Genomic DNA, 23,936 nt, shown 5'->3' with positions numbered 1-23,936 from the left:
TCTAGGCTCGGACCGGAGCGCGGGCCGGCCCGCCTTCCATCCCACCGCACCACACCTCCAGGAGCACCCGTGAGCGCAGCCCAGCCCGTCGTCCTGATCGCCGAGGAACTCTCGCCCGCCACCGTCGAGGCCCTCGGCCCCGACTTCGAGATCCGCCGCACGGACGGCGCCGACCGCGCCCGCCTCCTCGAGGACCTGCGCGACGTCGACGCGGTGCTGATCCGCTCGGCCACCCAGATGGACGCCGAGGCGATCGCCGCCGCGCCGCAGCTGAAGGTCATCGCGCGCGCCGGCGTCGGACTGGACAACGTGGACGTGCCCGCCGCCACCGAGGCCGGCGTCATGGTCGTCAACGCGCCGACGTCGAACATCATCTCCGCCGCCGAGCTCACCTGCGGCCACATCCTGGCCGCCGCCCGCAACATCGCGGCCGCCCACGGCTCGCTGAAGGCGGGGGAGTGGAAGCGTTCGAAGTACACGGGCGTCGAGCTGTACGGCAAGCGGCTGGGCGTGATCGGCCTGGGCCGCATCGGCGCGCTCGTGGCCGAGCGCATGAAGGCGTTCGGCATGGAGATCCTCGCCTACGACCCCTACGTGACCACCGCCCGCGCGCAGCAGCTCGGCGCGAGCCTCGTCGAGCTGGACGAGCTGCTCGAGCGCGCCGACGTGGTCACGATCCACATGCCCAAGACCCCCGAGACGGTCGGCATGATCGGCGATGAGCAGTTCGCCCGCATGAAGGACACCGCGATCATCGTGAACGTGGCCCGCGGCGGCCTCGTGGACGAGGACGCCCTCGCCCGCGCGCTCGAGGCCGGGACCATCGGGGGTGCCGGCATCGACGTCTTCAGCTCCGAGCCGGCCACGGACCTGGCGTTCTTCGCCCACGACTCCGCCGTCGTCACCCCCCACCTGGGCGCCTCGACCGCCGAGGCCCAGGAGAAGGCGGGCGTCGCCGTCGCCGGCTCCGTGCGCCTGGCCCTCTCCGGCGAGCTCGTGCCGGACGCCGTGAACGTGGCCGGCGGCGCGATCCACGAGGACGTGCGCCCCGGCCTGCCGCTGGCCGAGAAGCTGGGCCGCGTGCTCACCGCGCTGGTGGGCGAGCAGTCCATCACGGCCGTCGAGGTGGAGATCGCCGGTGAGATCGCCGAGCACGACGTCTCCGCGATGCGCCTGGCCGCCCTGAAGGGCGTGTTCACGGACATCGTCTCGGACCAGGTCTCCTACGTGAACGCCCCCGTGCTGGCCGAGCAGCGCGGCGTCGAGTGCCGCCTCACCACCACCGCGGTGTCCGAGTCCTACCGCAACACCGTCACGGTGCGCGCCGCGACCGCGCAGGGCGCCCAGACCGCCGTCACCGGCACACTCACCGGCCCGCGCCAGGTGCAGAAGCTCGTGGGCGTGGACCGGCACGAGCTCGAGGTGCCGCTGGCCGACCACCTGCTCGTGTTCGCCTATCAGGACCGCCCGGGTGTGATCGGCGTCCTGGGCCAGGCCCTCGGGGTGCAGGGCGTGAACATCGCCGGCATGGACGTCTCGCGCGACGACGAGGGCGCCGCCCTGGCCGTGCTGACCCTGGACGGGGCGCTGTCCGGAGACACCGCGGCCACGCTGGCCGCGGCCATCGGCGCCGCCCGTGCGGCCGAGGTGGACCTCTCCGTCTGACCCGTCGACGCCCGGGCGGGCACCGCGGGGCCGGCGCGCGGCGGGCGGGCTGATCGGCGTCAGTGTCCTGCTCGCCGCCTGGTCGTTCGCCCTCCCCTTCGTGTTCGGGCTGGGCCCGCGGCAGGTGCCGTGGTGGCGCGAGGTCTTCGACGTGAACCACGAGGCCAACCTCACGGCGTGGTGGAGCTCGGGCCTGCTCCTGCTGGGGGCCGCGGGCTTCACCACGGTGGGTCTCGTGCGCCGCGCGCTGGGGGCGGATCGGCGGCGGAGCCTGCTCGCGTGGTTGACCCCCGCGGCCCTGCTGGCGGCCATGAGCTTGGACGAGTCGACGCAGATCCACGAGCAGGCCGGCCAGCTGTGGGAGGTTCTGCCGTTCGCGGGGGAGAACCCGCTGCCCGCGTTCCAGTGGCTCATCCTCGGCGCGCCGGCCGCGATCGTCGTCCTCGGGCTGCTCGCGCTGTGCACCGTCGCCCTGCCCCGCCGGACCCGAGCGCTGACGGTGGCGGGCGGCGCGGTGTTCTTCTTCGGCGCGATCGTCCTCGAGGCGGTGCCGCTCGTCTTCGGGATCGGGCGCAGCACCCTGGCCTACCACGTGGCGACCCACGCGGAGGAGCTGACCGAGATGATCGGGGCGTCCGTGCTCGTGGTGGCCCCGTGGGCCCACCTCCACCTGCGGCCTGCGCCGGGCCATCTGCAGGTGACCGCCGACGGCGTCCCGGACGCCGGCGCGGACGACGTCGTCCTCGGCGCGGGCCCCGGCCCCGCGGCTAGACTCGACGACTGTGACTGACGCCCGCGCCCCGTACTACCTGACCACGGCCATCTCCTACCCGAACGGCGAGCCGCACATCGGCCACGCCTACGAGTACATCGCCTCGGACGCGATGGCCCGCTTCCAGCGGCTCGACGGGCGGGATGTGCGCTTCCTGACCGGCACGGACGAGCACGGCCAGAAGATGGAGCAGACGGCGCAGCAGCAGGGCGTGAGCGCCCTCGAGCTGGCCACGCGCAACGCCGCCGTCTTCAAGGAGATGGACGACGACGTCCTGGACATCTCCTACGACCGCTTCATCCGCACCACGGACACGGACCACGCCGAGGCCGTCCGCGAGATCTGGCGGCGGATGGAGGCCAACGGGGACATCTACCTCGGCTCCTACGCCGGCTGGTACTCCGTGCGGGACGAACGCTACTTCGGCGAGGACGAGACCGAGGTGGGTCAGGACGGGGTGCGCCGCGCCGTCGAGACCGGCACCGAGGTGACGTGGACGGAGGAGGAGTCCTACTTCTTCCGCCTGTCCAAGTACCAGCAGCCGCTGCTGGACCACTACCGCGAGCACCCGGACTTCGCCGCCCCCCGGTACCGCTTCAACGAGGTCATCCGCTTCGTGGAGGCCGGGCTCGAGGACCTGTCCATCTCCCGGACCTCCTTCCAGTGGGGCATCGACCTGCCGGCGCCCGCAGACCCCGACGCCGCCGACGCCGACCGGCGCGCCGACCACGTCACCTACGTCTGGGTCGACGCGTTGACGAACTACCTCACCGGCGCGGGCTGGCCGGCGGAGGACCCGGAGGCGTTCGCGCGCTACTGGCCCGCGGACCTGCACGTGATCGGCAAGGACATCTCCCGGTTCCACTGCATCTTCTGGCCCGCGTTCCTCATGTCGGCCGGCCTCGAGCTGCCGCGCCGCGTCATGATCCACGGCTTCCTGAACAACAACGGGGCCAAGATGTCCAAGTCCCTGGGCAACGTGGTGCACCCGCGGGAATGGGTGGCCCGCTACGGCCTGGACGCCATCCGCTTCTTCCTGCTGCGCGAGTTCCCGTTCGGCGCGGACGGCTCCTACAGCCACGAGGCCGTGGTGAGCCGCAAGAACGCGGACCTGGCCAACAACCTCGGCAACCTCGCCCAGCGCTCGCTGTCCATGGTGGCCAAGAACTGCGGCGCCGCCGTGCCCGAGCCGGGCGAGTTCACCGAGGCGGACCGCGCCGTCCTGGCCCAGGTCGACGCCCTGCTGGAGCGCTCCCGGTCCGCGTACGCGGTGCAGGACTTCCACGACGCGCTCGAGGAGACCTGGCGCGTGCTCGGCGAGGTCAACGCCTACTTCGCGGACCAGGCCCCGTGGGTGCTGCGCAAGACGGACGAGCCGCGCATGCGCACGGTGCTGTACGTGACGCTGCAGGCCGTGCGCCGGGTGGCCCTGCTCGCGCAGCCGGTGATGCCCGACTCGGCCTCGCGGCTGCTGGACCTGCTCGGCGTCCCCGCCGAGGGCGACGCAGGCCGCACCGGCGCGTCCGGCACCGGCCCGCGGTCCTTCGCCGCGTTCCACGAGGACCTGGTCCCCGGCACGCCGCTGCCCGCCCCGCAGCCGGTCTTCCCGCGCCACGAGGAGCCCGCCGAGGACTGAGCCCGTCCGGAGGGTGAGACCGGGTGTCACACGATGTGGTCCTCACGCGTGCCCCGCGTAGCCTGAGGGCCATGACCGAGACCACACGCAGCTCCGCAGACCCCTTGGACATCGCCGTCATCGGCGGCGACGGCATCGGCCCCGAGGTCACCGACCAGGCCGCCGCCGTCCTGCAGGCGGCGTTGCGTGCCGAGGGGCGTCCGGAGGCCCGGCTCACCCCGTATCCGCTGGGTGCGGAGCACTGGCTCGAGACCGGCGAGGCGCTCACGGACGAGGTCCTTCAGTCCCTGCGCCGCCACGACGCGATCCTGTTCGGGGCCGTCGGCGCCGCGCCCGGGGACGAGCGCATCCCGTCCGGGCTGATCGAGCGCGGCATGCTGCTCACGCTGCGCTTCGCGCTGGACCACGGCGTGAACCTGCGCCCGGCCACCCTGCTGCCCGGCGCCGTCAGCCCCCTGGCCGCGCCCGGCGAGATCGACTTCACCGTGGTGCGCGAGGGCACGGAGGGGCCGTACGTGGGCAACGGCGGTGCGATCCGCGTGGACACCCCGCACGAGATCGCCACGGAGGTCTCCGTGAACACGGCGTTCGGCGTGCGCCGCGTCGTCGAGGACGCCTTCCGTCGCGCCGACGCGGGCGAGCGCAAGCGCCTCACGCTCGTGCACAAGCACAACGTCCTGGTCCACGCCGGCCACCTGTGGCGCCGCACCGTGGAGTCCGTGGCGGCCGACTTCCCCGCGGTCACCTGGGACTACATGCACGTCGACGCCGCCATGATCTTCCTGGCGACGGACCCGGCCCGCTTCGACGTGATCGTGACGGACAACCTGTTCGGGGACATCATCACGGACCTCGCCGCGGCCGTGACCGGCGGCATCGGGCTCGCCGCCTCCGGCAACATCAACGTCGAGGGCACGGCGCCGTCGATGTTCGAGCCGGTCCACGGCTCCGCTCCGGACATCGCGGGCCAGGGGATCGCCGACCCCGTGGCCGCCATCCTCTCCGCCGCCCTGCTGCTCGAGCACGTGGGCGAGACCGGCGCCGCGGCGCGCGTGCGCACCGCGGTGTGGGCGCACCTGAAGGACCGGGTGGAGGGCGCGCGGGGCACCACCGCCGAGGTGGGCGCCGACGTCGTCGCGCGGGTCTGACGCGCGGGCCCGGCGCGTCGACGCCGGGTCTAGGATGGGGCGACGGCCTGTGGCGTGTGCCACGCCCGGCGCCGTGGCCCCCGCGCGTCGTGCCCGGCACCGGAGCCGTCCCCATCTGCCACCGTCACGAGGAGTGATCCCACCGTGTCCGAGACCGTGTTCACGCGGCAACCGCATCTGTCCCCGATGTCCGATCAGCAGCGCGTCGAGATCCTCCAGGACCCCGGTTTCGGCAACGTCTTCACGGACCACATGGTCTCGATCGACTGGACCTGGGACGAGGACGGCGGCGCGTGGCATGACGCCCGCGTGGAGCCCTACGGACCGCTGTACCTGGACCCCGCGGCCGCGGTGCTGCACTACGGCCAGGAGATCTTCGAGGGGCTGAAGGCCTACCGGCACGAGGACGGGTCGGTGTGGACGTTCCGTCCCGAGGCCAACGCGGCCCGCCTGAACCGCTCCGCCCGCCGCCTGGCCCTGCCGGAGCTGCCCGAGGAGCTGTTCCTCGGCTCGCTGCGGGCCCAGCTCGAGGCGGACCGGGCCTGGGTGCCCACCGGCCCGGGCCAGTCCCTCTACCTGCGCCCCTTCATGTTCGCCTCCGAGGCGTTCCTCGGCGTCCGCCCGGCCCGGCAGGTGCGGTACATGGTGATCGCCTCCCCGGCCGGCAACTACTTCGGCGGCGAGCTCAAGCCGGTGACCATCTGGGTCTCGCGCGACTACGCCCGCGCCGGCAAGGGCGGCATGGGCGCGGCCAAGACCGGCGGCAACTACGCCGCCTCGCTGCTGCCCCAGCTGCAGGCCGCGGCCCAGGGCGCCGACCAGGTCGTGTTCCTCGACCAGTACAACGACGACGCGATCGAGGAGCTCGGCGGCATGAACGTGTTCTTCGTGCACGCCGACGGCCGACTCGTCACCCCGGCGCTCACCGGCACGATCCTCGAGGGCGTCACCCGCTCCTCGATCCTCCAGCTCGGCCGGGACATGGGCCTGACCGTCGAGGAGCGTCGCGTCACCCTCGCCGAGTGGGCCGAGGGCGTCCGCTCGGGCGAGATCACCGAGGTCTTCGCGTGCGGCACGGCCGCCGTCGTGACCCCGATCGGCCGTCTGCTCGACGGCGACGACGTGATCGAGTCCGCCGGCGGGGCCGACGTGGCCCTGAAGATCCGCACCGAGCTCGAGGGCATCCAGACCGGGCGCGTCGAGGACCGCCACGGCTGGCTGCACCGCCTCGTCTGACCCCACCCCACGAACGGAGACCCCCGTGAGCTCGCACCGCTCCTCCGCGGCCGCCGAGGGCGCCCCACTCCCGGCCACGACGCCGGAAGACCTCCCGCCCACCGAGGCCGCCGGCCGGCCCCGCTGGACGCCCGCGAAGATCGCCGTCTGGGTGGCCGTCGCCCTGCTCGGCGGCGTCGCCTGGACCATGCTCGCCCTGCACCGCGGCGAGACGATCAACGCGATCTGGTTCGTGTTCGCCGCCGTGGCGACGTTCGCGATCGGCTACCGCTTCTACTCGAAGTACGTCGAGCGCATGATCGTCCACCCGGACGACACCCGCGCCACCCCGGCCGAGTACCGGGCCGACGGCCGGGACTACGTGGCCACCGACCGCCGCGTGCTCTACGGCCACCACTTCGCGGCCATCGCCGGCGCCGGTCCGCTCGTGGGCCCCGTGCTCGCCGCGCAGATGGGCTACCTGCCCGGCACCATCTGGATCATCGTCGGCGTGATCCTGGCCGGCGCGGTCCAGGACTACCTCGTCCTGTTCTTCTCGATGCGCCGCGGCGGCCGCTCGCTCGGCCAGATGGCCCGGGACGAGCTGGGCCGCGTCGGGGGCACCGCCGCGATCGTCGCGACCCTGCTGATCATGGTGATCATCACGGCCATCCTGGCCCTCGTGGTGGTCAACGCCCTGGGCGAGTCCCCGTGGGGCGTGTTCTCCGTGGCCATGACCATCCCGATCGCGCTCTTCATGGGCGTGTACCTGCGCTGGATCCGCCCGGGCCGCATCACCGAGATCTCCGTGATCGGGTTCGTCCTGCTCCTGGCGGCCATCATCGGCGGCGGCTGGGTGGCCGGGACCGAGTGGGGCGCGGCCCTGTTCACCCTGGACCGCACCACCATCGCCTGGGCCGTGATCATCTACGGGTTCGTCGCGGCCGTGCTGCCCGTGTGGCTGCTGCTCGCTCCGCGCGACTACCTGTCCACCTTCATGAAGATCGGCGTGATCGCCGGTCTCGCGCTGGCCATCGTCGTCGTGCAGCCGCGCATCGGCACCCCCGCGTTCTCCGAGTTCGCCTCGGGCCAGACCGGCCCGGTGTGGCCCGGTTCGCTGTTCCCGTTCCTGTTCGTCACCATCGCGTGCGGTGCGCTCTCCGGCTTCCACGCGCTGATCGCCTCGGGCACGACGCCCAAGATGGTGGAGAAGGAGCGGCAGACCCGCTTCATCGGCTACGGCGGCATGCTCATGGAGGCCTTCGTGGCCATCATGGCGCTCGTGGCCGCCGTCTCGCTCGACCGCGGCATCTACTTCGCCATGAACTCCCCGGCCGCCCTCACCGGCGGCACCCCGGAGACCGCCGTCGACTTCGTCATGGGCCTCGGCCTGGCCGGCGTGAACCTCACCCCCGGGGACCTGACCCACCTGGCCGACCTCGTGGGCGAGGAGACCGTGGTCTCCCGCACCGGCGGCGCCCCCACCCTCGCGGTCGGCCTGGCGCACATCATGGGCCAGCTCGTGGGCGGCGACGCGCTCATGGGCTTCTGGTACCACTTCGCGATCATGTTCGAGGCGCTGTTCATCCTCACCGCCGTCGACGCCGGCACCCGCGTGGCCCGGTTCATGCTCCAGGACTCCCTGGGCAACGTGGTCCCGCGCTTCAAGGACACCTCGTGGCGCGTGGGCGCGTGGGTCTGCACGGCTATCATGGTGGCCGCGTGGGGCGCCGTGCTGATCATGGGCGTCACCGATCCGCTGGGCGGCATCAACACGCTGTTCCCGCTGTTCGGCATCGCCAACCAGCTGCTCGCGGCGATCGCGCTCGCCGTCGTCCTGACGATCGTCGCGCGCCGCCGGGACTTCCGGGGCCTGTGGATCGTGGCGCTGCCGCTGGCGTTCATCACGGTGGTCACCACCGTGGCGTCGTTCCAGAAGATCTTCTCCTCCATCCCGGCGGTGGGCTACTGGGCGCAGCATCGCGCGTTCCAGGACGCGCTGGCGGCGGGGAAGACGAGCTTCGGCGCCGCGAAGTCCGTGCCGGCCATGGAGGCCGTGGTCCGCAACACCTTCATCCAGGGCACGCTCTCCGTCGTCTTCCTGGTGTTGGCGCTGATCGTCATCACGACGTCGGTGCTCGCCACGGTGCGCGCGTTCCGGTCCACGGAGGTCGTCGACCACCAGGACCCGTACGTGCCCTCGCGGCGCTTCGCCCCGGCCGGCCTGTTCGCCACGGCCGAGGAGAAGGAGCTGCAGCGGCAGTGGGACGCCCTGCCGGCGGACCGGCAGCCGGTGCGGGGTCACTGACGTGGCCGATCCGCGCGCGACGCCGGCCGGGCCCTCCACCGCGGAGGGCCCGGCCGGCCCGTCTCGGCCCGGGGTGTGGGCCCGGGTGCGCTGGTGGGTCCGCCAGCTCTCCGGAGAGGGGAAGTACGACGCGTACGTGGCCCACCACCGGGCCCACCATCCGGAGCGCGCGCCGATGACCGAGCGGGAGTTCTGGCGGGCCGAGTACGCGCGCCAGGAGGCCAATCCGGGCAGCCGCTGCTGCTGAGCGGTCTCGACCCGCCCCGCACCGCACCCCACCGCGCTGAGCCAGACGAATCCGCCCGCGAGCCAGACGAATCGGTCGCCTCAGGCTGCCCGCCGCGGCCGAATCGTCTGGCTCGCGGCGTCAGCGGGGTCGGCATCGGGTGGGGTGTCCGGCGACGGCGCCCGCCGCTCACCCACTAGGCTGGCGGCCATGCGCATCGCCCGTTTCGTGGACCAGGCCGAACCGACCTACGGCATCGTGGAGGGCCCGGCCGACGCCGACCCCGCCGAGCTGACCGTCACCGCCCTGCAGGGCGACCCGTTCTTCCACGGGATCCAGCCCACCGGCACCACACACCGTCTCGAGGACGTGCGCCTCGTGGCCCCGATCATCCCGCGCTCGAAGATCGTGGGCGTCGGCCGCAACTGGGCCGACCACGCGAAGGAGCTCGGCAACGAGGTCCCCGCCTCGCCGCAGTTCTTCCTCAAGCCGAACACCGCCGTCGTGGGTCCGAACGAGCCCGTGACCCTGCCGAGCTGGTCGGACGAGGTCTCCTACGAGGCCGAGCTCGCCGTCGTCATCGGCACCATCTGCAAGGACGTGCCGGTGAGCCGCGTGGACGACGTCGTCTTCGGCTACACCGTGGGCAACGACCTCACCGCCCGCGACGCCCAGCGCACCGACCTGCAGTGGGCCCGCGCCAAGGGCTTCGACGGCGCCTGCCCGCTGGGCCCGTGGATCGAGACCGAGCTGGACGTGGAGCCGGCCGGCGGCCTGCGCATCACGTCCCGGCTCGACGGCGAGACCCGCCAGGACGGCACGACCACGGACATGGTCTTCGGCGTCCGCGAGCTCGTGGCCGCGGCCTCGGAGATGTTCACCCTCCTGCCCGGCGACGTGATCCTGACCGGCACCCCGGGCGGGGTCGGGACGGTCCAGGAGGGCCAGCGCGTCGAGGCCGAGGTCGAGGGCATCGGCGTGCTCGCCACCGTCTTCCGCCGCTGACGCGGGCGCCCGACGACGGCGCCCGGGCCCCGCGTAGACTCAGGGGCATCATGACTGACGCCACCGCTCCCGTGTCCGAGAACGCCCCCGCCCCCTTCGCCGACGTCCCCCAGGTGGACGCCGAGACCCCCGTGCGCGTGCGCTTCGCCCCCTCGCCCACCGGCACCCCCCACGTGGGGCTGATCCGCACCGTCCTGTTCAACTGGGGCTGGGCGCGGCACACCGGCGGCACCCTCGTGTTCCGCATCGAGGACACGGACGCCAAGCGCGACTCGGAGGAGTCCTACCAGCAGCTGCTCGAGGCGATGCGCTGGCTCGGGATCGACTGGGACGAGGGCGTCGAGGTCGGCGGCCCGCACGAGCCGTACCGTCAGTCCCAGCGCGGGCAGATCTACGCGGACGTGATCGAGAAGCTCAAGGCCGGCGGATACATCTACCCGTCCTACTCGAGCCCCGAGGAGACCGAGGCCCGTCACCGGGCCGCCGGCCGCGACCCCAAGCTCGGCTACGACGGCCACGACCGCGACCTCACGGACGAGCAGATCGCCGCCTTCGAGGCCGAGGGCCGCGCGCCGGTCTGGCGGCTGCGCATGCCGGACGAGGACATCACCTTCACCGACCTGGTGCGCGGGGAGATCACCTTCAAGGCCGGCTCCGTGCCGGACTTCGTGGTGGTGCGCGCGGACGGCTCGCCGCTGTACACCCTCGTGAACCCGGTGGACGACGCGCTCATGGGCATCACCCACGTGCTGCGCGGTGAGGACCTGCTCTCCTCGACTCCGCGCCAGATCGCGCTCTACCGCGCCCTGCACGCGATCGGCGTCGCCCGGTACATGCCGGTGTTCGGCCACCTGCCCTACGTGATGGGCGAGGGCAACAAGAAGCTCTCCAAGCGCGACCCGCAGGCCAACCTGTTCCTGCACCGGGACAACGGCTTCATCCCGGAGGGCCTGCTGAACTACCTCGGCCTGCTGGGCTGGTCCCTCTCCGCGGACGAGGACATCTTCACCCCGCAGCAGTTCGTGGAGCACTTCGACGTGCACAAGGTGCTGGCCAACCCCGCCCGCTTCGACGAGAAGAAGGCGATCGCGATCAACGGCACGCACGTGCGCATGCTCGACGTGGCCGACTTCCGCGACCGTCTCGTGCCCTACCTGCACGCGGCCGGCCTCGTGGGCGAGCACCTGACGGAGCGGGAGATGCAGATCCTCACCGCCGCGGCCCCGCTCGTGCAGGAGCGCGTGCAGCTGCTCGGCGAGGCCGTCGAGATGCTCGCCTTCCTCTTCACGGCGGACCGGGACGTCCGGACGGCCGAGGGCGCCCTCAAGGGCATGCCGGCGGACCTGGGGGCCGCCGTCGCCGCGGCCCGGGAGGCGCTGGCCGCCCTGCCCGAGGACGAGTTCACCACCGAGCGCATCGAGGCGGCGCTGCGGGCCGCCCTCATCGACGGTCTCGGCCTCAAGCCGCGCCAGGCGTTCGGCCCCGTGCGCGTCGCGGTGACCGGCCGCAAGGTGTCCCCGCCGCTCTTCGAGTCGCTCGAGATCCTGGGCCGCGACTCCGCGCTCGCCCGCCTGGACCGCTTCGCCGCGGAGCAGGGCCTGGACCAGGGCCGGCCCACCGACGCATGAGCCGGGACGCCAGCACGACGCCGGCCGGCGGGTCCGCGGGCGCGCCCGCGCCGCCGGCCTGGGACGCCGTCCTCTTCGACCTGGACGACACGCTGCTGGATCTGCGCTCCGCCCAGCACGCCGCGTTCGACGCGACGGTGCGCCGGCAGTGGGCCGGGGCCGCCGACGTCGACCCGGCGGTGCTGGCCGAGGCCACCGACGCCTTCGCGTCCGACGCCGGCGGCCACTACGGGCGCTACGTGGCCGGGGAGCTGACGTTCGAGGAGCAGCGGCTGGCCCGCGTGGCCGACGCCCTGCGCGCGCTCGGCGTGCCCGAGGACGCGGCGACCCCGCTCGACGGCCTGTGGACCACCGACTACGAAGAGGTCGTGCGCGGGCACTGGGCGCTGTTCCCTGCGACCGCCGACGTGCTCGCCGAGGTGCGGGGAACAGGCCGTGGCGTGGGGATCGTCACGAACAACGTGGAGGCCTACCAGCGCGGCAAGGCCGACGCCCTCGGTCTGGAGTGGGTCGAGGTGCTGATCGGCTCGGACACGGCCGGGGCCCCGAAGCCGGACCCGGCCCCCTTCCTCGCCGGCTGCTCCCGCCTGGGCACGGACCCGGGACGCACCCTCATGGTGGGGGACAGCCTGCACCACGACGTCGAGGGGGCCCGGTCGGCGGGGCTCGTCCCGGTGTGGATGAGCCCCGACGCCCCCGCCCACGGCGGGGCGGAGGAGCCGCTCTGGGACGAGGAGCACGCATGCTGGCGGATGCGGGCGATCGGCGGGCTGTGGACCTGGCTGGCGGCCTGACCCGCCGATTTTGCACGCGCCGCCCGGAGGGTGTAGAGTTCTTACTCGTTGCCGGAGAGATCCGGGAACACCGAGCTCATGAATATGATGCACATCGGTCAGGCATGCTTGACCGACAGTGGGGTATGGTGTAATTGGCAACACAACGGTTTCTGGTACCGTCATTCTAGGTTCGAGTCCTGGTACCCCAGCGAGTCTTCGGACTCAGTGAACGCGCACGGGCGGAGACGCTCGGACGTGGCGCACGGCCCCATCGTATAGCGGCCTAGTACGCCGCCCTCTCACGGCGGTAACGCGGGTTCAAATCCCGCTGGGGTCACGCAGTCGTCGCCCGGTCCTCGGACCGGAACGGCACGGGCGGATGAACGCATCCGCCGCCTGAACAGGAGACGCAGGCGCAGAAGAAGGTCTCCACGGCATCGCTTCCGCACACGCGGACAGCGCGCTCGGCCCCATCGTATAGCGGCCTAGTACGCCGCCCTCTCACGGCGGTAACGCGGGTTCAAATCCCGCTGGGGTCACCCGAGTGACAGGAGGCCCGGTCCCTGCGGACCGGGCTTCCGTCGTTTCCGTCCGCCGGGCCGGCGGGATGGGCGGCCGGTGCGCGCCCGTGAGACGATGGCCCACGTGCCACACACGGATCAGAACGCCCCGGACCTCGGTGTCGACACGGCCGTCCGCCGCGTGCGCGAGCACCTCGCCGCGCTCGAGCTGCCCTTCGAGACCGTCACTGCGGGGCAGGACCGCGCCGAGCGCGAGCGCACCCTGCACCAGATCGACGACTACGTGCTGCCCCGCCTCGACTCGCTCGACGCGCCGCTGCTGGCCGTCGTCGGCGGCTCCACCGGTGCGGGCAAGTCCACGCTGGTGAACGCGCTCGTCGGCCACGAGGTCTCCCGCTCCTCCGCCCTGCGGCCCACCACGCGCCAGCCGCTGCTGCTGCACAACCCCGCCGACGCCCACTGGTTCACGGGCCCGCGGGTGCTGCCCGACCTCGCCCGTGTCAGCGTGCACCGCGACGCGGCCGCCGGCCCCGTCGAACCCGACCAGTCCGCGATGGACACGGTCGCGCTCGTGGCCGAGCCCGCACTGCCCTCGGGCATCGCCCTCGTGGACGCCCCGGACATCGACTCCGTGGCGGACCAGAACCGCGCGCTGGCCCGGCAGCTCCTCGAGGCCGCCGACCTGTGGATCTTCACGACGACGGCGCACCGCTACGCCGACGCCGTGCCCTGGCAGCTGCTGGACGAGGCCGCCGCCCGCGACATCACCGTGGCCGTCGTGCTCGGCCGCGTGCCCGAGGGCGCGGCGGAGGACATCACCCCGGACCTGCGGCGCATGCTCACCGAGCGCGGCCTCGCCGACGCCCGGATCCACGTGATCCCCGAGACCCGCTTCGACGAGCGCGGCCTGCTCCCGCAGGAGCACGTCGCGGGTCTGCGCGCCTGGCTCGAGACCCTCGCCGCCGACGCCCAGGCGCGCGGCGCCGTCGCCCGCCGGACCGTGGACGGCGTGCTGGGCCAGCTGGCCGCCCGCGTCGCCGACCTGGCCCGCGCCGAGGAGGAGCAGCGGCACGCCGCGGACCTGCTCGCCCGGATCGTGGGGGACTCCACGGACCAGGCCGTCGGCCGGGTCCGCGAGGCCACCTCGGACGGCACGCTGCTGCGCGGCGAGGTGCTCTCCCGCTGGCAGGACTTCGTCGGCACGGGGGAGTTCTTCCGCGGCGTCGAGACCACGATCGGCCGGCTGCGGGACCGCCTCGGCGCCCTCGTGCGCGGACGCCCGGCCCCGCCCGAAGAGGTCGAGTCCGCACTGGAGACCGGCCTGCACGCCGTGATGGTCGAGGCGGCCGCCGCGGCCGCCGAGCAGATCGAGCGACGCTGGGCGTCCGAGCCGGCGGGCCGGGCCCTCGTGGCCGGGCGCGACCTGGGCGCCCTGACGCCGGACGCGTCGGCGCGGGCGGCCGACGTCGTGCGGGACTGGCAGACGGACGTGCTGGCGCTGATCCAGGAGGAGGGCGCGGGCAAGCGCACGCGCGCCCGCCTGGCGGCCACCGGCGTGAACGGCGCGGCCGTGGCCCTCATGATCATCTCGTTCGCCTCCACCGGCGGACTCGCGGGCATCGAGGTCGGCATCGCCGGCGGCGCCGCCGTCGTCGGTCAGAAGCTGCTCGAGTCGATCTTCGGCGAGGACGCCGTGCGCCGCATGGCCCGGCGGGCCGATGAGCTGCTCGAGCGCCGCGTGCGGGCCTTCCTCGAGACCGTGCTCGCGGACCGCTTCCTGCCGCTGCTCCACCTCGAACGCGAGCCGCAGGCCACCGAGGAGCTGCGCGCCCTCGTGCCGGTGCTGCGCCGCGGGGTGGCCGCCGGCGTCGACGGCCCGACCGGGCCCGAGCACGCCCCGTCCGCCGCCGAGGCGGGGGAGGAGCCCCGATGAGCCGCCGCGACACCCCCGCCCTCGCCCCCCGCCTGGACGCCCTCGGCGAGGCCGCCGAACTGGCCGCGGGCCGCCTGCCCGAGGACGTCGTGGCCGGGGCCGACGCCGCCGTGCGCGCGGCCGGGGAGCGCCAGGCACTCTCCGCCGAGCACACCGTGGTCGGGTTCTTCGGGGCAACGGGCTCCGGCAAGTCCTCCCTGTTCAACGCGCTCACCGGCCGCGACCTGGCCCGCGTGGCCGCCACCCGGCCCACCACGTCCGAACCGCTCGCCGCGGTCTGGGGCGTGGGCCGGGGACAGGGGCTGGACCCGGACGCGGAGCACGGCGACGGCACCGGCGAGGGCGGCGGCGCGGCCGCCCTGCTCGACTGGCTCGGCGTGCGCCGCCGCCACCTGCTGGACGAGGCGCCCGTGCTCGACGACGGCCGCCCCGGCTTCCTCGGCGTCGGCCGCCGTGACGGCGCCGACGCCACCGGCCTGATCCTGCTGGACCTGCCGGACATCGACTCGGTCGAGCGGGGCAACCGCGAGATCACCTCCCGGCTGGCCGGCCACGTGGACGTGCTGGTGTGGGTCGTGGACCCGGAGAAGTACGCGGACGCCGTGCTGCACCGCGAGTTCCTGGCGACCATGGGCTCGCACGCGGCCGTCACCCTCGTGCTGCTCAACCAGGTGGACCGGCTCTCGGTGCGTGACCGGGACGTCGTGCTGGCCTCGCTGCGCCGGATGCTCTCGGGGCACGGCCTCGGCGACGTCCGGGTGCTGCCCGTGTCCGCGCGCACGGGGGAGGGCCTGGAGGAGGTCGGCCGGCAGGTCGCGGCGATCGTCGCCCAGCGCGGCGCGGCCGCCGAGCGCCTGGGCGCGGACGTCGCGGCCCGTGCCGCGGACCTCGCCGCCGCCTCGGGCGAGGGCGAGCCGGCCGGTGTCGGCCCCGGGGACGAGCAGCGGCTCGGGCGCGAGCTGGCCGTGGCCGGCGGTGTGCCGGCCGTCGTCCGGGCGGTCGAGGGCTCGTACCGGCTGCGCTCGGCCAAGCGCACCAGCTGGCCCGTGCTGCGCTGGATGCACTCCTTCCGCGCGGACCCCCTGCGGCGCCTGCACCTGATGCCTGAGAGCGCCGCGCCTCGCCGCGACCGGGACGAGGTCGCCCGCGACCCCGCGCTGCACCGCACCTCCCTGCCCGAGCGCTCGGGCACCCAGCGGGCCGTCGTCGACGGCGCGGTCCGCACGCTGGCCGCCGCGGCCGGCGCGGGGGCCTCCGAGCCGTGGGCCGCCGCCATCCGCCACGCGGGCCGGGAGCACGCCGAGGAGCTCCCCGGCGCCGTGGACCAGGCGATCGCCGCCACCGACCTCGGGGCCGGTCGGGGCAGCTGGTGGCACCCCGTGCTCGACATGCTGCAGTGGCTCGCCCTCCTCACCGCCGTCGTCGGCGCCGGCTGGCTGGGCGTCCTCGCCCTGGCCGGATACCTGCAGTTCCCCCTGCCGCCCGCGCCCACGGTCGAGGGCTTCCCCCTCCCGACCCTGCTGCTCGTCGGCGGCCTCGCGCTCGGCGTGCTGCTGGCCCTGCTGGCGATCCCCCTGACCCGGTGGACCGCCGCGGCGCGGGGACGCCGCGCGCGCCGCCGCCTCGAGGAGGCGACCACCGACGTCGGCCGGCGGCTCGTCGTCGACCCGGTGCGCGCCGAGGTGGACCGCTTCCACGCCTTCCGCGACGCCCTCGCCCGGGCCTCCGGCGTCCCGGTCCGGCGGGGCCGCCGATGACGATGCGCGACCCCGCGGCTGCGGCGGGGGCGACCGTCGGCGACCTCACGGAGGCCGAGCTGCTCGAGGTCGTCCTGACCGGGCTCGCCCCCGCCGTCCGGGACGGCCACTGGCCCGCCGGCACCGTCGCCCCGGGCGACGACGCCGCCCTCGTGCCCGCGCCCCGCGGCGGGACGCTCATCTCCACGGACGCGATGGGGGAGGGCACGGACTTCCTGCACCGCTGGCCCGCCGGTCCCCGCACCCGCGGCCACGACGCCGGCTGGAAGGCCGTCGCCCAGAACCTCTCGGACGTCAACGCGATGGGCGGGACCGCCTCCGCGCTCGTCACCGCCCTCACCCTGCCGCCGACGACGCCGGTCGCCTGGGTGCGGTCGTTCGCCGCGGGCATCGTGGGCGCGGTGCGTCACCTCGGCGCGCCGGACTGCCGGGTGGCCGGGGGCGACCTGGGCACCGGCGGACGGGTCCACGCCGCAGTGACGGTGCTCGGGGACCCGCACCCCGGCGGCGTGCTGCGCCGCACGCCGGCCGCGGCGGACCGGGACCGCGTGCTCGCCGAGGGCGCCGACCTCGTCCATGCCCAGGCGGTGCCGGACGGTCCCCGGGCCGCCGCGCCTTCGGGGCCGGGGTGGGCCGCCGCCGGGCTCACCCTGCTGCTTACCGACCGCGCGGAGCTGGAGCGACGGGCGGACGCCCTCCCCGCCGCCGACCGGCCGTCACCGCGGGAGCTCGCCCGCGCCGTCCGCGCCCAGCTGCGACCCCGCCCGCCGCTGGCCCTCGGGCCCGCCGCGGTGACGGCCGGCCTGCTCACCCTCATGGACGTCTCCGACGGCCTGGGCAAGGACGCGCACCGCATGGCGGCCGCCACCGGCGGGGCCGGCCCCGCGCCGGCACCGTGGCTGGACGAGGCCTGGCTGGCGGAGGCCGCCGCACCCCTGCGCCGCGTGGCCGCCCTGGCCGGGACGAGCCCGGAGGCGCTCGTGACCGGCGGGGGCGAGGACTACGGCCTCCTGGGGCTGGCGTGGCCCGAGACCGAGCTGCCCCGGGGGTTCACGCGGATCGGCCGGCTCGTGCCGGCCGGGGCCCGGCCGCCGGCCGGGCACCGGCCCCTGTCCGAGTCCGGCTGGGACCCGTTCGCCGGCTGAACGCCCGGGCCGGGGTCCGCGGGCGGGTCAGGCCGCGCGGAGGAGTCGCTCCGGGTCGAAGCGGTGGCCGAGGCCGATGACGTCCCACCCGTGCTCGCGCCACGCGGCGGCGTCCAGGACGTTGCGCCCGTCGATCAGCAGGCGGGAGGCCACGCGTGCGCCCACGGCGTCCGGATCCATCTCGCGGAACTGGCGCCACTCGGTCAGCAGCAGGGTCAGCTCGGCGCCGTCCACGGCCGCCTCGAGAGAGTCCACGTAGTCGAGCCGCGGGAAGCGGGCGGCCGCGTTGGCGTTGCCCTCGGGGTCGTACACCCGGACGTCGGCGCCGGCCGTGTAGAGACGGTTGGCGACGTCGAGGGCGGGGGAGTCCCGGACGTCGTCGGAGTCCGGCTTGAACGTGACGCCCAGCACGGCGATCCGCGTGCCGTTGAGCACCTGCACGCTCGCGGGGGTGGGGGCGGTCCCGGAAGCGTCGGCCCGGCGGACGCGGCCGTCGCGAGCCGCGGAGAGCACCTGCACCGCCAGGTCCACCACGCGGTCACGGCGGCGCAGGTTGATGTCGTCCACCTCCGCCAGGAACCGCATGGTCCGGTCCAGGCCCAGCTCGGAGACGCGGGCCTGGAGCGCGCGGATGTCCTTGGGCAGGCAGCCGCCCCCGAAGCCCACGCCCGCGTTGAGGAACCGGCGTCCGATCCGCGCGTCGTGGCCGATCGCGTCCGCGAGGGTGCCGATGTCCCCGCCCACGTTCTCGGTGATCTCCGAGAACGCGTTGATGAACGAGATCTTCGTGGCCAGGAAGGCGTTGGCGGCCACCTTCACCAGCTCGGCCGTCTCGAGGTCCGTGCTGATCCACGGGGTGTCGGCCGCGAGCTGCCGCGCGTAGACGCGGCGCAGGATGCCCTCGGCGCGGGGCCCGTGCGTGCCGATGACGAGGCGGTCCGGGGTGAGCGTGTCCCTCACGGCGAAGCCCTCCCGCAGGAACTCGGGGTTCCAGGCGAGCTCGACCTCGCCCGGCAGTCCGGCCTCGGCGCGCACGGTGTGCACGAGCTCGGCCAGGCGACGCGCGGTGCCCACGGGCACGGTCGACTTGCCGACGATCAGCGCGTCGCGGTCGATCGCCGCGGCGAGGGAGGCGACGGCGGCGTCCACGTAGCTCAGGTCCGCCGCGGTCTCGCCCACCTTCTGCGGGGTGCCGACGCCGATGAAGTGGACGTCCGCCCAGCGGGCCGCCTCCGCGACGTCGGTGGTGAAGCGCAGCCGCCCGGAGGCGACGTGGGTGCGCAGCAGCTCGGGCAGGCCGGGTTCGTGGAAGGGCACCTCGCCGCGGGCCAGACGCTCGATCTTGGCCGGGTCCACGTCCACGCCGAGCACCTCGAAGCCCAGCTCGGCCATGCAGGCGGCGTGCGTGGCGCCCAGATAGCCCGTGCCGATCACGGACAGCCGCGGCGCGGCCTCCTGCTCGGCGGGGGCGGCGGGCGCGGTCGTCTCGGTCACGGCGGACTCCTCGAGGGTGCGGGGGACGGCGGTCGGGGACCTGGCCGACGCTAGGCCCCGCGGGTGAACGCGGGAAGAACGGGGTGTCTCTGCGGCGCATCCCGTCGGTGGCGCGGGCGGGCCTCAGGCCTCGCCGGCGCGGATGAGCTCGGTGAGCCGCGTCGCGGCGGAGACGACGGCGTCCGCGTGCAGCCGGCCCGGCTGGCGGGAGAGCCGCTCGAGGGGGCCGGAGATCGAGACCGCCGCGATGACGCGGCCGCTGGGACCGCGCACCGGCGCCGACACCGAGGCGACCCCTGGCTCGCGCTCGGCCAGGGACTGGGCCCAGCCGCGGCGCCGCACCGCCGCGAGGACGGTGGGTGTGAACACGGCGCCGGCCAGCCCCTCGACGAGCCGCTCGTGGTCCTCCCAGGCCAGGAGCACCTGCGCGGCGGAGCCGGCCTTCATGGACATGCGGGCGCCCACGGGGATGGTGTCGCGCAGGCCCCAGGGCCGTTCCGCGCTGGCCACGCACACGCGGGAGTCCGCCTGCCGACGGAACACCTGGGCGCTCTCTCCCGTGGCGTCGCGCAGCCACAGCAGCACCGGGCCGGAGGCCGTGGTGAGCCGGTCCTCGCCGGCGGCGGAGGCGAGCTCGGCCAGGCGGGTGCCCAGCACGTAGCGGCCCTGCAGGTCCTTGCCCACCATGCGGTGGTGCGTGAGGGCGGCCGCGAGCCGGTGCAGCGTGGGCCGCGCGATCCCGGTGGCGGTGACGAGCTGGGCGAGCGTGGCCGGGCCGGACTCGAGCGCGTCGAGGATCGCCACCGACTTGTCCACCACGCCGACGCCGCTGGGATGCCGGTGGAGCGAGGGGCCGATGAGGTCGTCCTCGGTGGGCGGGCGCACGGGCTCGGTGGTCATGGGGTGATCGTAGTCGTCTCACTGCTCGGACGGACCGGGGGTGTCGGTGTGCGTCGCATGTGACCGGGCCGGCCGGCGCCAGGTCCGGCATGTGAGACGAAATCTCACGATATGGAATATCGCGCCGCGTGGTCGAGAACGGCCCCGCCGCGCCCCACAGTGGTCCGTGAGCACCGGCGCCCCGCGCCGGGCGACGACCGACAGGTGCGTGAGCAGGAAGGTGCGGCACATGACGACGGCGACGACGCGGCCCAGGACGCTGGCCGAGAAGGTCTGGGACGAACACGTGGTGGTGCGTGGCGAGGGCGAGGGCGCCTCCCGCACCCCCGACCTGCTCTACATCGACCTGCACCTCGTGCACGAGGTGACGAGCCCGCAGGCCTTCGAGGGGCTGCGTCTGGCCGGGCGTCCGGTGCGTCGGCCCGACCTGACCATCGCCACGGAGGACCACAACACCCCGACGCTGGACATCGACCAGCCGATCGCGGATGCCACCTCGCGCACGCAGATCGAGACCCTGCGGGCCAACTGCGCCGAGTTCGGTGTGCGCCTGCACCCGTTGGGCGACGCCGAGCAGGGCATCGTCCACGTCGTCGGCCCCCAGCTGGGTCTGACCCAGCCCGGCCTCACCGTGGTCTGCGGCGATTCCCACACCTCCACCCACGGTGCGTTCGGCGCCCTGGCGTTCGGCATCGGCACCTCCGAGGTCGAGCACGTCCTGGCCACCCAGACCCTGCCGCTGAAGCCCTTCAAGACCATGGCGGTCACCGTGGACGGCACGCTGCGCCCGGGTGTGACGGCCAAGGACATCATCCTCGCGGTCATCGCGAAGATCGGCACGGGCGGGGGCCAGGGCTTCGTGCTCGAGTACCGCGGTGAGGCCATCCGGAACCTCTCCATGGAGGGCCGGATGACCATCTGCAACATGTCCATCGAGGCCGGCGCCCGCGCCGGCATGGTCGCCCCGGACGAGACCACCTTCGCCTACCTGAAGGGGCGGCCCCATGCCCCCGAGGGCGCCGACTGGGACGCCGCCGTCGAGCACTGGCGCACCCTCGCCACGGATGAGGGCGCGGAGTTCGACGCCGAGGTGGTCATCGACGCGGACACGCTGGAGCCGTTCGTCACGTGGGGCACCAACCCGGGTCAGGGCGTGAGCCTGAACGACACCGTCCCCGCGCCCGAGGACTTCACCGACCCGGTGGCCCAGGAGGCGGCCCGCAAGGCGCTGTCCTACATGGACCTGGCCCCCGGCACGCCGATGAAACAGGTCGAGGTCGACACCGTGTTCATGGGCTCGTGCACCAACTCCCGCATCGAGGACCTGCGGGCGTTCGCCGAGGTCGTCCGGGGCCGACGCAAGGCCGAGGGGCTGCGCGTCATGGTCGTGCCGGGCTCGGCGCGCGTGCGTCTGCAGGCCATGGACGAGGGCCTGGACAGGGTGTTCGAGGACTTCGGGGCTGAGTGGCGCTTCGCCGGCTGCTCCATGTGCCTCGGGATGAACCCGGACCAGCTCTCCCCGGGGGAGCGCTGCGCGTCTACCTCCAACCGCAACTTCGAGGGCCGGCAGGGCAAGGGCGGGCGCACCCACCTGGTGTCCCCGGTGGTCGCCGCGGCCACCGCCGTGCTGGGCCGCCTCGCCAGCCCGTCCGACCTGCCCGCCCTCACCCTCCAGGAGGCCTGAGCCATGGAGAAGTTCACCACCCACACCGGCGTCGGCGTGCCGCTGCGCGCCTCGAACGTGGACACGGACCAGATCATCCCGGCCGTGTACCTCAAGCGGATCTCCCGCACGGGCTTCGAGGACGCCCTGTTCGCCGGCTGGCGCCAGGACCCCGACTTCATCCTGAACACCGAGCCGTTCAGCGGGGGCACCGTGCTCGTGGCGGGCTCCGACTTCGGCACCGGCTCCTCGCGCGAACATGCCGTGTGGGCGCTCAAGGACTACGGCTTCCGCGCCGTGATCTCCCCGCGCTTCGCGGACATCTTCCGCGGCAACTCCGCCAAGCAGGGGCTCGTCGCGGCTCAGGTGGAGCAGGAGGACGTCGAGCGCATCTGGAAGGAGCTGGAGAACCGTCCCGGGACCACGGTCACCGTGGACCTCGTCACACGCACCGTCGAGTGCGGGGATGTGACCGCCCCCTTCCAGATCGACGACGACACCCGTCGCCGGCTGCTCGAGGGCCTGGACGACATCGCCGTCACCCTGGGGCACCAGGCCGAGATCGACGCCTACGAGGCGGACCGCCCCGCGTACAAGCCCACCACCCTGCCGGCCCGCACGGTCGGCTGACCGGCCGCCGCCGGGGGCGCACCATTGCCGCGCGTGCCCGGCGACGCCCTATGCTGGGAGGCGATTCCGGGACCGCCCGCCGCACACGGCGGGCGGTCCCGTTCAGAGACCTCCCCGCTCCGGCGGAGTGGCCGAGACCGTGGCCCTGCGGCCGCGCTGAGGAAGGACGCGCATGGCGAAGCTCTTGACCATCCATGGCGGCAAGCCGCTGACCGGTGAGGTGACCGTGCGCGGCGCCAAGAACCTGGTGCCCAAGGCCATGGTGGCCGCCCTGCTCGGCAACTCGCCGTCCGTGCTCCGGAACATCCCCGAGATCAAGGACGTGGACGTCGTCAGCTCCCTCCTCGAGATCCACGGCGTGTCCGTGGAGTGGGACAAGGAGACCGGGCGGATCACGATGGACCCGGCCGGGGTGAAGTCGGCCCTGACCGCCGAGATCGACGCCCACGCCGGCGACTCGCGCATCCCGATCCTCTTCTGCGGCCCGCTCATGCACGCGATCGGGGAGGCCTTCATCCCCGACCTCGGCGGCTGCAAGATCGGCGACCGCCCGATCGACTACCACCTGGCCGTGCTGCGCAACTTCGGCGCCGTCGTGGACAAGCGCCCGGGCGGCATCTCCATCTCCGCCCCCAAGGGCCTGCACGGCGCCAAGCTCGAGCTGCCGTACCCCTCCGTCGGAGCCACCGAGCAGGTGCTGCTGACCGCTGTGAAGGCCGAGGGCATCACCGAGCTCAAGGGCGCCGCCGTCGAGCCGGAGATCCACGACCTCATCGCCGTCCTGCAGAAGATGGGCGCCATCATCACCGTGCAGACGGACCGCACCATCCGCATCGAGGGCGTGAGCGAGATGCGCGGCTACAACCACATCGCGCTGCCCGACCGCAACGAGTCCGCCTCGTGGGCCTCCGCCGCCCTGGCCACCCGCGGGGACATCTACGTCCGCGGCGCCGAGCAGCGCGACCTGACGGCGTTCCTGAACACCTACCGCAAGATCGGCGGCGAGTTCGACGTCGTCGACGACGGCATCCGGTTCTGGCACGCCGGCGGCGATCTCAACCCGCTCGTGCTCGAGACGGATGTGCACCCCGGCTTCATGACCGACTGGCAGCAGCCCCTCGTGGTGGCGCTGACCCAGGCCAAGGGGGTCTCCATCGTGCACGAGACCGTGTACGAGAACCGCTTCGGCTTCACCGACGCCCTCGTGCGGATGGGCGCCTCCATCCAGCTGCACCGCGAGTGCCTCGGCTCCGTGCCGTGCCGCTTCGGTCAGCGCAACTTCCTGCACTCGGCCGTGATCTCCGGCCCGACGCCGCTGCACGGCGTCGAGTTCGACATCCCGGACCTGCGCGGCGGCTTCTCCCACCTGATCGCCGCCCTCACCGCCGAGGGCACCTCCACGGCGACGGGCCTGGAGATCATCAACCGCGGCTACGAGCACTTCATGGCGAAGCTCGAGGGCCTCGGCGCCGACGTCGAGCTGACCGAACGCGACCGGTGAGCGGCGTGGACGC

At 73.8% G+C, this 23,936-nt stretch carries 18 protein-coding genes and 3 tRNA genes; 19 read left to right on the top strand and 2 right to left on the bottom strand.

The features are described 5' to 3' along the window. Nucleotides 1-69 precede the first annotated feature (69 nt). From serA to NR073_RS00135, 16 genes are all read left to right on the top strand, one after another. On the top strand, nt 70-1,665 hold the full coding sequence (gene serA, locus NR073_RS00210; RefSeq protein ID WP_044659180.1) for a phosphoglycerate dehydrogenase: 1,596 nt from the start codon (nt 70-72) through the stop codon (nt 1,663-1,665). Nucleotides 1,666-1,765: 100 nt separating this feature from the next. After that, nucleotides 1,766-2,455, top strand: a complete 690-nt coding sequence (locus NR073_RS00205) for a hypothetical protein (protein WP_230594450.1) — start codon at nt 1,766-1,768, stop codon at nt 2,453-2,455. Beyond that, nucleotides 2,448-4,073, top strand: coding sequence for a methionine--tRNA ligase (gene metG / locus NR073_RS00200; RefSeq protein WP_036382100.1), 1,626 nt, complete (start codon nt 2,448-2,450; stop codon nt 4,071-4,073). The genes NR073_RS00205 and metG overlap by 8 nt, the downstream gene beginning before the upstream one ends. A gap of 71 nt (nt 4,074-4,144) precedes the next feature. Further along, on the top strand, nt 4,145-5,221 hold the full coding sequence (locus NR073_RS00195; protein ID WP_256748520.1) for a 3-isopropylmalate dehydrogenase: 1,077 nt from the start codon (nt 4,145-4,147) through the stop codon (nt 5,219-5,221). A gap of 144 nt (nt 5,222-5,365) precedes the next feature. Continuing rightward, entirely contained in the window at nt 5,366-6,457 is a 1,092-nt protein-coding gene (locus NR073_RS00190) for a branched-chain amino acid aminotransferase (RefSeq protein WP_256748519.1), read from the top strand. A gap of 25 nt (nt 6,458-6,482) precedes the next feature. Then, nucleotides 6,483-8,744: a carbon starvation CstA family protein gene (locus tag NR073_RS00185; protein WP_144786186.1), complete on the top strand. Its 2,262-nt coding sequence runs from the start codon at nt 6,483-6,485 to the stop codon at nt 8,742-8,744. A 1-nt stretch (nt 8,745) separates the two neighbouring features. Then, the gene (locus NR073_RS00180; RefSeq protein ID WP_049145181.1) at nt 8,746-8,991 is read left to right on the top strand and encodes a YbdD/YjiX family protein; all 246 of its coding nucleotides are present in this window, start codon (nt 8,746-8,748) and stop codon (nt 8,989-8,991) included. Nucleotides 8,992-9,180: 189 nt separating this feature from the next. After that, nucleotides 9,181-9,975 (top strand): fumarylacetoacetate hydrolase family protein, encoded by a 795-nt coding sequence (locus NR073_RS00175; protein WP_044659174.1) that lies wholly within the window; start codon nt 9,181-9,183, stop codon nt 9,973-9,975. A gap of 50 nt (nt 9,976-10,025) precedes the next feature. After that, complete coding sequence (gene gltX, locus NR073_RS00170) at nt 10,026-11,603, top strand: glutamate--tRNA ligase (protein ID WP_036382085.1); 1,578 nt, start codon at nt 10,026-10,028, stop codon at nt 11,601-11,603. Beyond that, a complete protein-coding gene (locus NR073_RS00165; protein WP_060974012.1) occupies nt 11,600-12,397 on the top strand; it encodes an HAD family hydrolase in 798 nt (265 codons plus the stop codon). The genes gltX and NR073_RS00165 overlap by 4 nt, the downstream gene beginning before the upstream one ends. A 119-nt stretch (nt 12,398-12,516) precedes the next feature. Continuing rightward, nucleotides 12,517-12,588 (top strand) — tRNA-Gln (locus NR073_RS00160). A gap of 55 nt (nt 12,589-12,643) precedes the next feature. Then, nucleotides 12,644-12,716, top strand: a tRNA-Glu gene (locus NR073_RS00155). Nucleotides 12,717-12,845: 129 nt separating this feature from the next. Then, nucleotides 12,846-12,918, top strand: a tRNA-Glu gene (locus NR073_RS00150). 106 nt (nt 12,919-13,024) lie between these two features. Beyond that, entirely contained in the window at nt 13,025-14,833 is a 1,809-nt protein-coding gene (locus NR073_RS00145) for a dynamin family protein (RefSeq protein ID WP_060973410.1), read from the top strand. After that, complete coding sequence (locus NR073_RS00140) at nt 14,830-16,590, top strand: GTPase (RefSeq protein WP_230259824.1); 1,761 nt, start codon at nt 14,830-14,832, stop codon at nt 16,588-16,590. Before NR073_RS00145 ends, NR073_RS00140 begins: the two co-directional genes overlap by 4 nt. Next, nucleotides 16,587-17,735, top strand: a complete 1,149-nt coding sequence (locus NR073_RS00135; protein ID WP_144786188.1) for a thiamine-monophosphate kinase — start codon at nt 16,587-16,589, stop codon at nt 17,733-17,735. Before NR073_RS00140 ends, NR073_RS00135 begins: the two co-directional genes overlap by 4 nt. A gap of 27 nt (nt 17,736-17,762) precedes the next feature. Here the strand turns inward: NR073_RS00135 and NR073_RS00130 are convergent, their stop codons facing one another. Both NR073_RS00130 and NR073_RS00125 read right to left on the bottom strand, forming a co-directional pair. Beyond that, nucleotides 17,763-19,229, bottom strand: coding sequence for a UDP-glucose/GDP-mannose dehydrogenase family protein (locus tag NR073_RS00130; RefSeq protein WP_095353814.1), 1,467 nt, complete (start codon nt 19,227-19,229; stop codon nt 17,763-17,765). A 123-nt stretch (nt 19,230-19,352) separates the two neighbouring features. Next, nucleotides 19,353-20,129, bottom strand: coding sequence for an IclR family transcriptional regulator (locus tag NR073_RS00125; RefSeq protein ID WP_002856418.1), 777 nt, complete (start codon nt 20,127-20,129; stop codon nt 19,353-19,355). 229 nt (nt 20,130-20,358) lie between these two features. Between NR073_RS00125 and leuC the strand changes: the two genes are divergently transcribed. The 3 genes from leuC to murA all read left to right on the top strand — a co-directional run bounded on the left by leuC (nt 20,359) and on the right by murA (nt 23,923). Beyond that, complete coding sequence (gene leuC, locus NR073_RS00120) at nt 20,359-21,813, top strand: 3-isopropylmalate dehydratase large subunit (protein ID WP_144786189.1); 1,455 nt, start codon at nt 20,359-20,361, stop codon at nt 21,811-21,813. 3 nt (nt 21,814-21,816) lie between these two features. Then, complete coding sequence (leuD, locus tag NR073_RS00115) at nt 21,817-22,422, top strand: 3-isopropylmalate dehydratase small subunit (protein WP_144786190.1); 606 nt, start codon at nt 21,817-21,819, stop codon at nt 22,420-22,422. A 172-nt stretch (nt 22,423-22,594) separates the two neighbouring features. After that, nucleotides 22,595-23,923: a UDP-N-acetylglucosamine 1-carboxyvinyltransferase gene (gene murA / locus NR073_RS00110; RefSeq protein WP_002856412.1), complete on the top strand. Its 1,329-nt coding sequence runs from the start codon at nt 22,595-22,597 to the stop codon at nt 23,921-23,923. Nucleotides 23,924-23,936 lie beyond the last annotated feature (13 nt).

Source organism: Micrococcus sp. Mcc28 (genome assembly GCF_024519775.1).
Lineage (GTDB): Bacteria > Actinomycetota > Actinomycetes > Actinomycetales > Micrococcaceae > Micrococcus > Micrococcus luteus.
Note: the sequence above shows the minus strand (reverse complement) of the source record. Positions and strands in the feature narration are given on the sequence as shown.